The following is a 13859-nucleotide window of genomic DNA, read 5'->3' as shown; positions in this document are numbered from 1 at the left end:
TGTTGATACCGCAGACGAGGGATGCCGCGGGCCGCCGGCACCGAGATCTTTCGATGCCGCCCGAGCGTCAGGGCTGCTCGTCGCGCTTGGCGGCCTCCTCCTCGGCCTCCTTCACCCGGACCTCGGGGTCGAGGCTGGAACCGCGGCTGCCGTCCACGGACGACAGCGTGCCCGGCTCCCCGACGTCGGTCGCGGCCGGTGGTTCCACCAGCCAGTCCGGGTTGGCCTGCTTGTCCCACCACTTCCAGGCGGCGAACGCGCCGCCGGCGACGGCGCCCAGAACCACGATCACCTTCGCGGCCCGGCCGGCCTTCGCGCGCCGCCGCTGCTTGCGGACGAGCTTGTTGATCTGTTCGGCCGAGACCTGACCGCGCAGTGCGGCCAGTACCGCCGCACTGCGGGCCGCGGCCTCGTCCCGTGCCGGACCGGCGGCGGCCCGGGCCTGCTCGATCCTCGGCCGGGAATAGTCCGCCGCCTGCTGAGCGGCCTTACGGGTCCGGACGGCGGCCTCGTGAGCAGCCAGATCGACCTTCGGCGGTACATGGCTCCGGGCCTGCTCCAGATACGGCTGCACATGGGCGCCGTACTGAACGAGGGCCTGCCCCGCGGCCTGGGTCACTTTGGGCGCCAGCCGTACGCGCGCCTCCTGTGCGTAGTGCGCGGCCTTCAGCTTGGCCGTGTCGGCGTAGGGCGCCACCACTTCCGCGGCATGGAGCATGCTGTCCTTCGCCGAATCAGTCGCGGCGCGCACGCTGTCGATGCGGGTCACGGTTCCTCCTCCTCGGTGGCGTACGTTCTTCGACTGTCCACCCATTTACGGATCATGCCTTCCGCCTCGCTGCCGGGCATGTGCGGAGGGGCATACGGGTGCTGATGGCGCTGATCGAGTGCAATAGCGGATGAATACGGGAGAACGGGAGCTTGTCGTCGACAGTGCCACGGATCGTTCCCGAGTGCCCCCGTCACGGAAGGACTCACCCGGTTTTCTGCAAGCGGTTCGGCCCTGTTGCCCTCCTGCGAACGGGCGGCGGGCGACTGCACGTCCCGTCCGTGCGAGGATCGGGGAGTTACGGAAAGACGACGGAAGGTACATCGTGGCTGATCAGCTCTACGCCACCCTGAAGACCAACAACGGCGACATCGAGGTCCGGCTCTTCCCGAACCAGGCGCCGATCACCGTCAAGAACTTCGTCGAGCTCGCCAAGGGCGAGCGGGAGTGGACTCACCCGGAGACGGGCGCCAAGTCCACGGACAAGCTCTACGACGGCACGGTCTTCCACCGGGTGATCAGCGGCTTCATGATCCAGGGCGGTGACCCGCTGGGCAACGGCACCGGCGGCCCCGGCTACCAGTTCGAGGACGAGTTCCACCCGGACCTGCGCTTCGACAAGCCTTACCTGCTGGCCATGGCCAACGCGGGTCCGGGCACCAACGGCTCGCAGTTCTTCATCACCGTCTCCCCGACGGCGTGGCTGAACCGCAAGCACACCATCTTCGGCGAGGTCACCGACGCCGCGAGCCAGAAGGTGATCGACACCATCGCGGCCACGCAGACCAACCCCCGGACCGACCGTCCGGTCAACGACGTCGTCATCGAGTCGGTCGAGATCCGCGAGGGCTGAGCGCACCGCAAGGGCCGCGTACGGCCCTGCCCCCTCCCAGGAGTGCGAAAAGCCCCCAGAGGGAACCAATCGCCCCGCTCATCCGTAAGGATGGGCGGGGCGGGGCTTTTTCCACACGACCTAGGGGATCCCATGGACGACCAGGCTGCAGGCAGCCCGCAGGACGCCCGCGGTCTCCCGGTCTGCTATCGCCACCCGGACCGCGAGACCGGCATCCGCTGCACCCGCTGCGAGCGCCCGATCTGCCCCGAGTGCATGGTCAGCGCCTCGGTCGGTTTCCAGTGCCCCGAATGCGTCCGTGGGGGAGGCCCGGGCGCCGGGCCCGCACCAGCCGCCTCGATGCCCCGCACGATCGCCGGCGGCACCGTCGCCGGGGACCCCCGGCTGATCACCAAGATCCTGCTCGGGATCAACGCCGCGGTGTTCGTCGCGGTGCATGTCTGGCCGTCGCTGCTGGGCCGCCTCGTGCTGATCGGGACCTGGCCGCCGCTCGGCCCCGTCGAGGGCGTCGCCGAGGGCGAGTGGTACCGCCTGGTCACCTCGATGTTCACGCACGAGGCGATCTGGCACATGGGCTTCAACATGCTCGGCCTGTGGTGGCTCGGCGGGCCGCTCGAGCAGGCCCTGGGCCGGTCCCGTTATCTCGCGCTGTACCTGATCTCGGGCCTGGCGGGCAGTGCGCTGACCTATCTGCTGGCCCCGGGGACCACGGCCTCACTCGGTGCCTCCGGCGCCATTTTCGGGCTGTTCGGTGCGACGGCCGTCCTGGTGCGCCGGCTCAATTACGACATACGGCCGATCATCGTCCTGCTGGTGATCAACCTGGTCTTCACCTTCAGCCCAGGCTTCGACATCGCCTGGCAGGCCCATGTCGGAGGGCTCGTCGCCGGTGTGGTGATCGGGTACGCCATGGTCCACGCCTCGCGCGAGCGGCGGGCTCTGATCCAGTATGGAACCTGTGCACTGGTTCTTGCCGTGGTCGTGTTGATGACCCTGCTGAGGACGGCCCAGCTCGCCTGAGCACCGGTTGTCCACAGTCCGTGCCGGATCTTGTGCACAGTGTGCAGGAACATCTGTACCCGTTGTCGCTGACCCGTGTTTCCGCAGGTCAGCATCGTGCGAACGCGCTTTCGGTTACTGGTGCTTCTGTCACACCGGCGTCAATCTCCAACAGGTTATCCACAGATCGTCGTTTCTTTTCCCCATGCTGTGGACATGCCTGTGGATAACTCGGTGGACAGCCCTGCCCGGATCCGGTGGACAACTCTGCCCTGAACCGCCGGGCGGTTCAGGGCAGGGCTGGGGCGGGGCCGTACTGCTCAGCGCTACTTCCACTGCGTCGAGACGCCGAAGCCCGCAGCGATGAATCCGAAGCCCACCACGATGTTCCAGTTGCCCAGCTCCTTGACGGGCAGCTGGCCGTCGGTGACGTAGAACACGACGATCCAGGCCAGGCCGATCAGGAACAGGGCCAGCATCACCGGTGCGACCCAGGAGCTGCTGGTCAGCTTGAGGTTGGTCGTCTGCTTCGCCGGCGGGGGCGTGTAGTCGGCCTTCTTGCGGATACGTGACTTCGGCACGAGGGTCTCTCCTGTCGATGCGCTGCGTGACCGCGCAGGGCACTGGGTCGTGCTCGGGGCGGTTGCAAGGGGACTCCGAGCGCTCCTTTGGGCGTCAGTTAGCGTAGTGCTTCCGTGGCGCCGAAGGAGATAAGGGTACGTTGAGCAATTCTGCCGACTCCCCAGGGACGGAATCCAGTCCTGTCCGCCGACGCGGCTTCCGGCCCGTCCGGATGCTCACCGCGGGCGTGTTCGCCCTCGCGGGTCTCATCTTCTTCACCAGCTTCGACACGGCGAAGGGCACCAACATCCGCACGGACGACTCCCTGCTGAAGCTGTCCGACCTCATCCATGAGCGCAGCCACAAGAACGGCGCACTGGAGGAGACCAACGGGGCGCTCCGGGGGGACATCGAGTCCCTCGCCGAGCAGGACGGCGGCAGGACCGAGGCGGAGGACGACCAGCTCGCCGACCTGGAGGGCCGTGCGGGCACGCGGAAGCTCAAGGGCGAGGCCGTCACGGTCACGCTCGACGACGCCCCGCCGGACGCCACCGCCAGGCTTCCCGGGTATCCCGAGCCGCAGCCCGACTACCTGGTCATCCACCAGCAGGACCTCCAGGCCGTGGTGAACGCGATGTGGCAGGGCGGCGCCGAGGGCATCAAGGTCATGGACCAGCGGCTGATCTCCACCAGCGCGGTGCGCTGTGTGGGCAACACCCTGATCCTCCAGGGCCGTGTCTACTCACCGCCGTACAAGATCACGGCGGTCGGAGATCCGGAGAAGCTGAAGAACGCGCTCGCGGCCTCCCCGTCGATCCAGAACTACATGGTGTACGTCAACGTCTACGGGCTCGGCTGGAAGGTCGAGGACGAGGGGGCGGTGACCCTGCCCGGCTACTCGGGCACAGTGGACCTGCACTACGCGAAGCCGGTGCGGTAGAGCCCACGGGGCGGTCCCCGGGCCGGAGGGGCTCCGGGCGGGGGGCGCGGGGGCGCGGGCCGACGGCGCACCCCGTCCGTACGAAACCGTGTCCTCGGGTATCGAGGTGATCGGCCCTGCGCCACGTACTTCCGGATACACGCGTCCCGGCCGCTGGCCGACGCTGACGACGTGCGAACCGGAACGGGGGCGCGGTCGTCGGCTGACCGTCCGGGCGCATCCGGACTCCACGCAGCCTGTGGAGGCCGGGAAACCGGAGGCGTTACGCCGTTAGTCTGGTGACGAACGGCGTGGGTCCGGTGCCGTGGTGCGACGGAAGGGACGGCATGTACAGCTGGATCTGGCGGCATCTGCCGGGGAACGGATGGGCGAAGGCGCTCATCTCACTCGTGCTGATCATCGCTGTGGTCTATGTCCTCTTCCAGTACGTCTTCCCCTGGGCCGAGCCGCTGCTGCCCTTCAACGATGTGACGGTGGACAACCAGTGAGCGCGCGCATTCTCGTCGTCGACAACTACGACAGCTTCGTCTTCAACCTGGTCCAGTACCTGTACCAACTGGGTGCCGAGTGCGAGGTCCTGCGCAACGACGAGGTGTCGACGGCGCATGCGCAGGAGGGTTTCGACGGCGTGCTGCTGTCCCCGGGGCCGGGTACTCCCGAACAGGCCGGTGTCTGTGTGGACATGGTGCGGCACTGCGCGTCGGCCGGAGTGCCCGTCTTCGGCGTCTGCCTCGGTATGCAGGCCGTGCAGGTGGCCCACGGCGGTGTGGTGGGCCGTGCGCCCGAGTTGCTGCACGGGAAGACCTCGCCGGTCGAGCACGAGGGCAAGGGCGTTTTCGCGGGTCTGCCCTCACCGTTCACGGCGACGCGCTACCACTCCCTGGCGGCCGAACCGGCCACCGTACCGGCGGAGCTGGAGGTGACGGCCCGGACGCCGGACGGCATCGTGATGGGTCTGCGCCACCGTGAACTGCTCGTCGAGGGCGTGCAGTTCCATCCCGAGTCGGTGCTCACCGAGCACGGGCACCGGATGCTCGCCAACTGGCTGGCGGAGTGCGGGGACGCCGGGGCGGTGGCGAGATCGGCGGGGCTGACCCCGGTGGTGGGCAGGTCGTCGGCGTGACCGCGCTGCGCCCCGAGCGCGAGTCCGGTGCCGGATACGGGCAGTCCTTCACGGACGGTTCCCCGTACGGCGCCGGCGGCGGGCAGGGGACCCCGTACGGGCAGCAGCCGTACGGGGAGCCCGGCGCGTTCGGGGACGGCGGCTGGTACGACACCACCCAGCAGGGTGCCTACTCCTACGGCGGTGCTGCCGGGGGCGGTGTCGGCGGGGGCGGTGCTGCCGGGGTCGACGGCGGCACCGCGTATCTGCCTCCCGTCGACGAGGAGACGGTGGCGCTGCGGATCCCCGATCCGCCGGAGCGCACGGGGTACGACGCGGGCACGGGGTACGACGAGGACACGGGGTCCGCGACGTACGGCTCGCGCGGGGAGTCCTCGGCGGCTTCCGCGGATTCCGGAGGCCGGGCGGCGCGCAGGAAGGCCGCCAAGAAGCGTCAGGGGCGCCGTGGCGGCGCGAATCGGCCCGCCGAGGACCTGGACGCACCCCACGGCCACGACGCGCCACAGGAGCCCCGGGCGCCGCTCTCGCGCGTGGAGGCGCGGCGGCGGGCACGGGAGCGGAAGCCGAGTGCCGCCGTCGTCGCGAGCCGGGGGATCGGCGAGGTGTTCATCACCTGCGGCGTGCTGATGCTGCTGTTCGTCACCTACCAGTTGTGGTGGACGAATGTGCGCGCGCAGGCACAGGCCGGCCGGGAGGCGAGCGACCTGCAGAGCGACTGGGCCAGCGGCAAGCGCAGTCCGGGGGCGTTCGAACCGGGGAAGGGTTTCGCGCTGCTGCACATTCCCCGGCTGGACGTGGTCGTGCCGATCGCCGAGGGGATCGACAGCAAGAAGGTGCTCGACCGGGGCATGGTGGGCCACTACGCGGAGGGCGCGCTGAAGACGGCGATGCCCGAAGCGAAGGAGGGCAACTTCGGGGTCGCGGGCCACCGCAACACGCACGGGGAGCCGTTCCGGTACATCAACCGGCTGGAGCCGGGCGACCCGATCGTGGTGGAGACGCAGGACACGTACTTCGTCTACAAGATGGCGTCGATCCTGCCGGTGACCTCGCCGAGCAACATCAGCGTGCTCGAACCGGTCCCGAAGCAGTCGGGTTTCAAGGAGCCCGGCCGCTACATCACGCTGACCACCTGCACGCCGGAGTTCACCAGCACGTACCGCATGATCGTCTGGGGCAAGATGGACGAGGAACGGCCGCGCAGCAAGGGCAAGCCGGATGCGCTCGTCAGTTAAGGGCAGAGGAAACGTGGCAGTGACCGCCGACGACACCGAAGAGCACACCGCCATGTCCGCGTCACCGCCGCCTCCGGCGCGCCGCCGCATGGGACCGGTCGCGATCGTGGTGAGCGCGCTCGGGGAACTTCTCATCACCGTGGGCCTGCTGCTCGGCCTGTTCGTCGTCTACTCGCTGTGGTGGACGAACGTGCTCGCCGACCGCGCGGCGGGCCAGCAGGCGGACAAGGTGCGCGACAACTGGGCCCAGGGACCCGGCGCCGGCGCCGGGGACGACCCCGCCTCCTACGACAGCAAGGACGGGATCGGCTTCCTGCACGTGCCCGCGATGGGCAACGACATCCTGGTCGAGAAGGGCACCACGATGGAGGTGCTCAACGACGGCGTCGCCGGCTACTACACCGACCCCGTGAAGGCGACCCTGCCGACCTCCGGCAAGAAGGGCAACTTCTCGCTGGCCGCGCACCGGGACGGCCACGGGGCCAAGTTCCACGACATCCACAAGATCAAGGAAGGCGACCCGATCGTCTTCGAGACGAAGGACACCTGGTACGTCTACAAGACGTACGCGATCCTTCCCGAGACCTCGAAGTACAACATCGAGGTCCTCTCCAAGATCCCCGAGGAGTCCGGCCGCGAGAAGGCCGGCCACTACATCACCCTGACGACCTGCACTCCGGTGTACACCAGCACGTACCGCTACATCGTCTGGGGCGAACTGGAGCGCACGGAGAAGGTCGACAAGGACCGGACCCCGCCGAAGGAACTGCGCTGACCGAAGCCCTCCGAGGACCTCGGTCCCCTACCATGACGAAGGCCCGAAGCCGCAACTTGCCTTTGCGGCTTCGGGCTTCCGTGATTCGTCGTTACCGCAGAGCCTTGAGACGCACTCCGGCGGTCCAGGCCTCCACTTCCTCCCGATTGACCGTGACGACTCCGGTCAGGTCGGCGATCGCCTGGGACTCGTGGCTGAAGTTGCAGGTGGCGACGAAGAGCGCGAGGTCCACACGGTCGATGGCACACGTCGCGCCCGCGAACTTCTGCATGTCGGCACTGGGAACGGTCCAACGGCCGGACCGGTTCTTGCACTGGACTGCCACGGTCCGCCCGTCCGCGGTGCGGCCGGTGATGTCGATGCCCCTGTCGCTGCGGGCCTGACGTACGACGACATCGGTGCAACCGTCGCGCCGCAGCAGTTCGGCGACATGCTGTTCGAACGCCTGCCAGGTCATCGCCTTGAGTGTCGACCTGACGTTCTCCGTGGGGGCTTCTCCTTCGAGGGTGGCGAGGCGTTTGTGGTGCCAGCACAGCCTGCGTTCGACGTTCTCGATGTCCTCGCGGAGTTCGAGGAGCTCGCGGCGGTGCTCACCGGACGTGGTGATCAGGGCGTTGAACATCGGCACGACCGTCTTGCCGAGGATGTGGGTGATGCGCTGTTCGATACGGGCATCGAGGCCGTCGGGGGCTGTCGGTGCCACGTTATCCACAGGCTGTGTGCGCGCCAGGTACTCCATGTCCAGGAGATACACACGTACCTGACGTGCGACTTCGCTGTCCCGGAGGAGCATGGCTGCGTTGAGGACGGCGCGGCGGGAGTAGAGGGCGAGGGCCCGGGAGCGCGATTGGATCCCACTGACCTCCTTGAAGGAGGTCAGTTCTGTACCTGCCAATACGCGGTACCCGCTGGCGGCCAGTTCCTTTCGGTGATCGAACACCAGCGACTCGATGGCCTTGTGGCTCACCTCGAAGTACGTCGCCACCATCGCCGTCGTCACGTGCATGCCGTCCGGCAGCAGCGACAGGGCCTTGACCCTGTCGAGCACGTCCGTGCGGTCCAGCACGCTGCTGCGCAGCGACGGTGATTCCAGCAGGACTGATTCCTTGATCATCTTCTGCCCCTTCGGATCTCGTAGTCGGGGCAGAACTCATTGCGCCACCCCACCCGTTTAACGAGCCGTGGCACGCGAAGGCACGAGCGAGGTGAGGACGTGTGTGCAAGGGCCGGGGCTCCGCTGTGGGTGGGTGAGAGGGGGCTCGGTGGGCCTGTGGATAACCAGCCAGCTGGAGTGACACGTTGTCACTCCTGGGTTGCCGCAGGTCAACGTGTTGAGGACACCGCAGAGGGAGAATCGGGAACGGGACTGGATCCCACTGGCCCCCTTGGAGGGGGTCAGTTCTGTACAGGCCCGTACATGGGTATGCCAGAGCCCCGGCGCCCTCCGGAGAGGGGGCCGGGGCTCTGGCGTGTTTCGGGGCGTTCCGGAGGGTGCCTAGTCCCTGTCGCCGCCGGTGAGGCCGCCGAAGAAGCCGCCGGGGCCGCCGCCGTTGTTACCGCCGTTGTCGCCGCCCTGGTCCGTGGTGAACAGGGTGACCGCCGTTCCCTTGTCGACCGGGTTGCCCTGGCCGGGGTCGGCGCGGAAGACGCGGGAGTTGGGGTCCTGCGAGCCCTTGATGTCGCCGACCGCCAGCCCGGCTTCCCCGAGCTTTCTCTGAGCGTCCGCCAGGGTGTCGCCGAGGACGTTCGGGACGGCGACCTTCTCGGCCTCCTTGGCCTTGCCGACGACGATCTGCACCGGGGAGTTCTTGTCGACCTGCTGGCCGTTCTGCGGTGTGGTCTCGATGACCTTGCCGACCTGGTTCGGGTCGTCGACATCCCGCTCTTCGCAGCTGCTCGGCACCAGGTCGTTGGCGGTGATCTGCGCCCTGGCCTCGTCGCACGTCCTGCCGAGGACGTTCGGAACGGTCGACCTTGCGACCGCTTTGGCGACGGTGAGGGTGATGGTGGTGCCCTTCTCCACCTCGTCGCCGAGGCCCGGGTCCTGCTCGAGGACGGTGCCCACGGCCTCCGAGGACTCCTTCTCCTTCGTCTCCACGACGAACTCGTACTTGTCGCCCTCGAGCTCCGCCTTGGCGTCGTCGAGGCTGTCGCCGACGACGCTCGGCACCGCCACCTTGGGCGCGCCCGTGGACACCACCAGGTTGACGGTGTCCCCCTTCTCGACCTCCTTGTTCGGCAGGGGGTCCTGCTCGCAGATCTTGCCCTTGGGCTGCTTCTCGCAGGGCTCGGAGGTGAACTTGAGGACCAGGTCGGAGTTGGTGGCCAGCTTCTCGGCGCCGGCTTCCGTCTGGCCGACGAAGTTCGGGACGTCGACCTTGTCGTTGCTCACGCCGCCGTTGCCGTTGAAGATCGAGTGGCCGAGCAGGATCGCGCCGATCAGGACCAGGACGCCCGCCGCGACCAGCAGTATCGTCGAGGTGTTGTTCTTCTTCTGCTGCTGGCGGCGCCTGCCGGGGCGGTCGTCGTAGCCGTAGCCGCCGTCGTCCGGGTTCATGGGCGGCAGCATCGAGGTGGCGGCGCCGGCGTCCGTGCGCAGAGCCGTCGTCGCCTGGTTGTCGGGGTAGCCGCCGTAGCCGACCGCGCCCATCGACGCGGTGGCCGCGACCGGCTGGCCGTCGAGGTAGGCCTCGATGTCGATGCGCATCTCGTCGGCCGACTGGTAGCGGTAGTCGGGGTCCTTGACGAGCGCCTTCAGCGTGATCGCGTCTATCTCCGGTGTGACCTCGGGGTCGAAGACGCTGGGTGCCTGCGGTTCCTCGCGGACGTGCTGGTAGGCGACCGCGACGGGGGAGTCGCCGACGAACGGGGGACGGACGGTCAGCAGTTCGTAGAGCAGGCAGCCGGTGGAGTAGAGGTCGGAGCGGGCGTCGACCTGTTCGCCTTTGGCCTGCTCGGGCGAGAGGTACTGTGCGGTGCCGATGACCGCGGAGGTCTGGGTCATCGTCATACCGGAGTCGCCCATCGCGCGGGCGATGCCGAAGTCCATGACCTTGACCTGGCCGTTGCGCGTCAGCATGACGTTCGCCGGCTTGATGTCGCGGTGGACGATGCCGGCCCGGTGCGAGTACTCCAGGGCCTGGAGGATGCCGATGGTCATCTCCAGCGTCCGCTCCGGCAGCAGCTTGCGGCCGCTGTGCAGGAGTTCCCGGAGCGTGGAGCCGTCGACGTACTCCATGACGATGTACGGGATGGAGACCCCGTCGATGTAGTCCTCGCCCGTGTCGTAGACCGCGACGATCGCGGGATGGTTGAGCGAGGCGGCCGACTGGGCCTCCCGGCGGAACCGGGCCTGGAAGGACGGGTCGCGCGCGAGGTCGGCGCGGAGCGTCTTCACAGCAACGGTGCGGCCGAGGCGGGTGTCGTGCGCGAGGTAGACCTCCGCCATGCCACCGCGGCCGAGCACGTGGCCCAGTTCGTACCGGCCGCCGAGGCGACGCGGCTCTTCCATAGCTAACTACCAGCCCTCTCCGTCGGTCCCGGTCGGCACGTTCGTGCGGCCGGAGGCTGCCGTCCGGGCCCTACCGTACCCGGCTCGCTTTGTGTGACCTGGCCAAGTACGTCAGCCGATACAGGACCGGTACCACAACGTGCACCGATGTGAAGCGGACGTGACCGGGGTCACTACCTGCCCTTGACGACCGCCTCCATCACGCTCTTTGCGATCGGGGCCGCGAGACCACCGCCGGAGATGTCGCCGCGTACGGCGTCGTCGTCCTCGATGATCACGGCTACGGCCACCGGTGAGCTGCCGTCCTCGCCCTTGGCGTAGGAGATGAACCACGCGTAGGGGTTCTCGCTGTTGTCCACGCCGTGCTGGGCGGTACCCGTCTTGCCGCCGACGGTGACGCCGTCGATCTTCGCGTTGCTGCCGGTGCCCTCGGAGACGACGGTCTCCATCATCGACTGGAGTATCTGCGCGTTCTCCGCCGACATCGGCTCGCTCAGCTTCTCCGGGTCCGTCTTCTCGATGGTGTCGAGGCTCGGGGCCTGGAGTTCGTCGACCATGTACGGCTTCATCAGGGTGCCGTTGTTGGCGATGGCGGCGGTGACCATGGCCATCTGCAGCGGGGTGGTGGCGGTGTTGAACTGGCCGATGGAGGAAAGCGCGGTCTGCGACTCGTTCATGTCGTCGGAGAAGACCGAGGCGCTGGAGCGGACCGGGACGAACTGTTCCTCGGTGAAGCCGAACTTCTTGGCGTACTCGAGCATCGTGTCATTGCCGAGGTCCGCGCCGATCTTGCCGAAGACGGTGTTGCAGGAGACCCGGAGCGCCTCGCGCAGGGTGGCGTCCTCGCAGGGGATGTCGCCGTCGTTCGGCAGCGCGGTCGTGGTGCCGGGCATGATCCACGGCAGGGGCGTGTCGGTCTTCTCGTCCGCGCTCTTGTACAGCCCCTCCTCCAGGGCGGCGGCGGCGGTGAGGACCTTGAAGGTGGAGCCGGGCGGGTAGACCTCACGCAGCGCCCGGTTCAGCATCGGGTCGGCGGGGTTCTCCTTCTTCTGCAGCTTCTTCCACGCCTCGGCGTCCTTGTCGCTGCCGCCGGCGATCACGGACGGGTCGTACGAGGGGAAGGAGGCGAGCGCGAGGATCTTGCCGGTGGAGGGTTCGAGGGCGACGACCGAGCCCTTGCCGCCCTGCTTCTTCAGGCCCTCGTAAGCGGCCTTCTGCGCGTCGGCGTTGAGGGTGGTGACGACATTGCCGCCCTCCTTGTTCTTGCCCGTCAGCATGTCGAGCGTGTTGCGGAAGAACAGGCGGTCGTCGTTTCCGGTCAGGATGCCGTCCTCGATGGACTCCAGCTGGTTGGCGCCGAAGGCCTGCGAGACGAAGCCGGTGACCGGCGCCCACATGGCGCCGTCCTTGTAGGTGCGTTTGTACTTGAATTCGCCCTTGGTGGTGGTGTGTCCGGTGATCGGCTCGCCGTTGACGATGATGTTGCCGCGCGGTGATGCGTACCGCTCGATGGCGACCCGGCGGTTGTTCTTGTCGGTCCTCAGCTCGTCGGCCTTGACGTACTGCAGCCAGTTGTCGCGGAGGAGGAGGGTGAGGATGAGGAGGCCGCAGAAGATCGCGATTCGGCGCAGGGGCTTGTTCACGGGCGGACCACCTGGGTCATCTCGATGTCGGGGTTGGTGGCGGGCGCGGGGGCCGGGCGGCGGGCGGTGTCGCTGATTCTGAGCAGGATGCCGATCAGTGCCCAGTTGGCGATGACGGACGAACCGCCGTACGCCAGGAAGGGCATCGTCATGCCGGTCAGCGGGATCAGGCCCATGACGCCGCCGGCGACGACGAAGACCTGGAGGGCGAAGGCACCGGACAGGCCGATGGCGAGCAGCTTGCCGAAGGGGTCGCGGGCGGCGAGGGCGGTGCGCACGCCGCGTTCCACGATCAGCGCATAGAGCAGCAGCAGCGCCATGGTGCCGGCCAGGCCCAGTTCCTCGCCGAAGGTGGCGAGGATGAAGTCGGAGTTGGCGGCGAACCGGATGAGGTCGGAGTGGCCCTGGCCCCAGCCGGTGCCGAGGGTGCCGCCGGAGCCGAAGGCCCACAGTGCCTGCATGGCCTGCTCGGAGTGGCCCCCCTGGCCTGCCCGGCTGAGCGTGTACTCCTTCATCGGGTCGAGCCAGGCCTGGACGCGCTGCTGGACGTGCGGTTCGAAGCTGGCCACGCCGACGGCGCCGGCGCCGGACATCAGCAGACCGAAGACGATCCAGCTGGTCCGCTCGGTGGCGACGTACAGCATGATCACGAACATGCCGAAGAAGAGCAGTGAGGTGCCGAGGTCGGTCTCGAAGACCAGGATGAGGATCGAGATCGCCCAGACGACGAGGATCGGGCCGAGGTCGCGTCCGCGGGGCAGGTAGAGGCCCATGAAGCGGCGACTGGCCAGGGCGAGCGCGTCGCGCTTCACCATCAGGTAGCCGGCGAAGAAGATCGCCAGGACGATCTTGGCGAACTCACCGGGCTGGATGCTGAAGCTGCCGATCTGGATCCAGATCTTGGCGCCGTAGATGTTCCGGCCGAGGCCGGGCACCAGCGGCAGCAGCAGCAGGACCAGTGCGCCGAGCATGGAGATGTAGGTGTAGCGCTGCAGGACGCGGTGGTCCTTGAGGAAGATCAGCACGGCGACGAACAGTGCGATGCCCAGGGCGGTGTAGAGCAGCTGCCGGGGGGCGGCGGTGCCCGCCTGGTAGATCTGCTGCAGCAGTTCCGACTGGTCCAGCCGCCAGATGGCGACGAGCCCGAGTCCGTTGAGCAGGGTGGCCAGCGGCAGCATCAGCGGGTCCGCGTACGGCGCGAACTTCCGTACGACGATGTGGCCGATGCCCGCCAGCAGACCGAGGCCGAGGCCGTAGCTCAGCAGGCCGGTCGGGACCTCGCCGTTGAGAGCCAGTCCGACGTTGGCGTAGGCGAAGACCGGGATGACGACGGCGAACGCCAGCAGCGCGAGCTCGGTGTTGCGCCGGCTCGGCGCCCCGATCGCGCCGATCGTGGACGTGTGCTGCGCCGATGGGTTGGTAGTACTGCTCATCGTGTGACAGGGCCTCT

The 13859-nt window shown here is 68.0% G+C and carries 13 protein-coding genes and 1 pseudogene; 8 read left to right on the top strand and 6 right to left on the bottom strand.

Translation table 11 applies throughout. The features are described from left to right. Positions 1 to 67: 67 nt before the first annotated feature. On the bottom strand, positions 68 to 769 hold the full coding sequence (locus tag PYS65_RS18035; RefSeq protein WP_279334975.1) for a DUF5324 family protein: 702 nt from the start codon (positions 767 to 769) through the stop codon (positions 68 to 70). A 325-nt stretch (positions 770 to 1094) separates the two neighbouring features. Here PYS65_RS18035 and PYS65_RS18030 point away from each other — a divergent pair, with 325 nt between their 5' ends. Both PYS65_RS18030 and PYS65_RS18025 read left to right on the top strand, forming a co-directional pair. Further along, positions 1095 to 1622, top strand: coding sequence for a peptidylprolyl isomerase (locus PYS65_RS18030; protein WP_109376611.1), 528 nt, complete (start codon positions 1095 to 1097; stop codon positions 1620 to 1622). A 132-nt stretch (positions 1623 to 1754) separates the two neighbouring features. Then, positions 1755 to 2642, top strand: coding sequence for a rhomboid family intramembrane serine protease (locus PYS65_RS18025; RefSeq protein WP_279334974.1), 888 nt, complete (start codon positions 1755 to 1757; stop codon positions 2640 to 2642). Between the two features lie 305 nt (positions 2643 to 2947). On the opposite strand, the gene crgA is transcribed toward PYS65_RS18025, so the two are convergent. Continuing rightward, a complete protein-coding gene (crgA, locus tag PYS65_RS18020; protein ID WP_279334973.1) occupies positions 2948 to 3202 on the bottom strand; it encodes a cell division protein CrgA in 255 nt (84 codons plus the stop codon). 140 nt (positions 3203 to 3342) lie between these two features. Here crgA and PYS65_RS18015 point away from each other — a divergent pair, with 140 nt between their 5' ends. From PYS65_RS18015 to PYS65_RS17990, 6 genes and pseudogenes are all read left to right on the top strand, one after another. Next, the gene (locus tag PYS65_RS18015) at positions 3343 to 4122 is read left to right on the top strand and encodes a DUF881 domain-containing protein (RefSeq protein ID WP_279334972.1); all 780 of its coding nucleotides are present in this window, start codon (positions 3343 to 3345) and stop codon (positions 4120 to 4122) included. Positions 4123 to 4153: 31 nt separating this feature from the next. Beyond that, positions 4154 to 4396, top strand: a pseudogene (locus PYS65_RS18010) (class E sortase); the annotation flags it as partial. A 52-nt stretch (positions 4397 to 4448) separates the two neighbouring features. Beyond that, positions 4449 to 4610: a hypothetical protein gene (locus tag PYS65_RS18005; RefSeq protein WP_109376615.1), complete on the top strand. Its 162-nt coding sequence runs from the start codon at positions 4449 to 4451 to the stop codon at positions 4608 to 4610. Next, positions 4607 to 5245, top strand: coding sequence for an aminodeoxychorismate/anthranilate synthase component II (locus tag PYS65_RS18000; protein ID WP_279334971.1), 639 nt, complete (start codon positions 4607 to 4609; stop codon positions 5243 to 5245). The genes PYS65_RS18005 and PYS65_RS18000 overlap by 4 nt, the downstream gene beginning before the upstream one ends. Then, positions 5242 to 6480, top strand: a complete 1239-nt coding sequence (locus tag PYS65_RS17995) for a class E sortase (RefSeq protein WP_279334970.1) — start codon at positions 5242 to 5244, stop codon at positions 6478 to 6480. Before PYS65_RS18000 ends, PYS65_RS17995 begins: the two co-directional genes overlap by 4 nt. Positions 6481 to 6493: 13 nt before the next feature. Next, on the top strand, positions 6494 to 7255 hold the full coding sequence (locus PYS65_RS17990; protein WP_279334969.1) for a class E sortase: 762 nt from the start codon (positions 6494 to 6496) through the stop codon (positions 7253 to 7255). Positions 7256 to 7346: 91 nt separating this feature from the next. On the opposite strand, the gene PYS65_RS17985 is transcribed toward PYS65_RS17990, so the two are convergent. The 4 genes from PYS65_RS17985 to PYS65_RS17970 all read right to left on the bottom strand — a co-directional run bounded on the left by PYS65_RS17985 (position 7347) and on the right by PYS65_RS17970 (position 13842). Continuing rightward, on the bottom strand, positions 7347 to 8369 hold the full coding sequence (locus tag PYS65_RS17985; RefSeq protein ID WP_279334968.1) for a restriction endonuclease: 1023 nt from the start codon (positions 8367 to 8369) through the stop codon (positions 7347 to 7349). A gap of 381 nt (positions 8370 to 8750) precedes the next feature. Continuing rightward, positions 8751 to 10766, bottom strand: coding sequence for a Stk1 family PASTA domain-containing Ser/Thr kinase (gene pknB, locus PYS65_RS17980; protein WP_279334967.1), 2016 nt, complete (start codon positions 10764 to 10766; stop codon positions 8751 to 8753). A gap of 173 nt (positions 10767 to 10939) precedes the next feature. Continuing rightward, positions 10940 to 12409, bottom strand: coding sequence for a peptidoglycan D,D-transpeptidase FtsI family protein (locus PYS65_RS17975; protein ID WP_279334966.1), 1470 nt, complete (start codon positions 12407 to 12409; stop codon positions 10940 to 10942). Further along, positions 12406 to 13842 (bottom strand): FtsW/RodA/SpoVE family cell cycle protein, encoded by a 1437-nt coding sequence (locus PYS65_RS17970; RefSeq protein WP_279334965.1) that lies wholly within the window; start codon positions 13840 to 13842, stop codon positions 12406 to 12408. Before PYS65_RS17970 ends, PYS65_RS17975 begins: the two co-directional genes overlap by 4 nt. Positions 13843 to 13859: the final 17 nt, after the last annotated feature.

The sequence above is a fragment of the Streptomyces cathayae genome (assembly GCF_029760955.1).
Lineage (GTDB): Bacteria > Actinomycetota > Actinomycetes > Streptomycetales > Streptomycetaceae > Streptomyces > Streptomyces cathayae.
The sequence above is the reverse complement of the archived record's forward strand: the minus strand, read 5'-3'. Positions and strand labels throughout refer to the sequence as shown.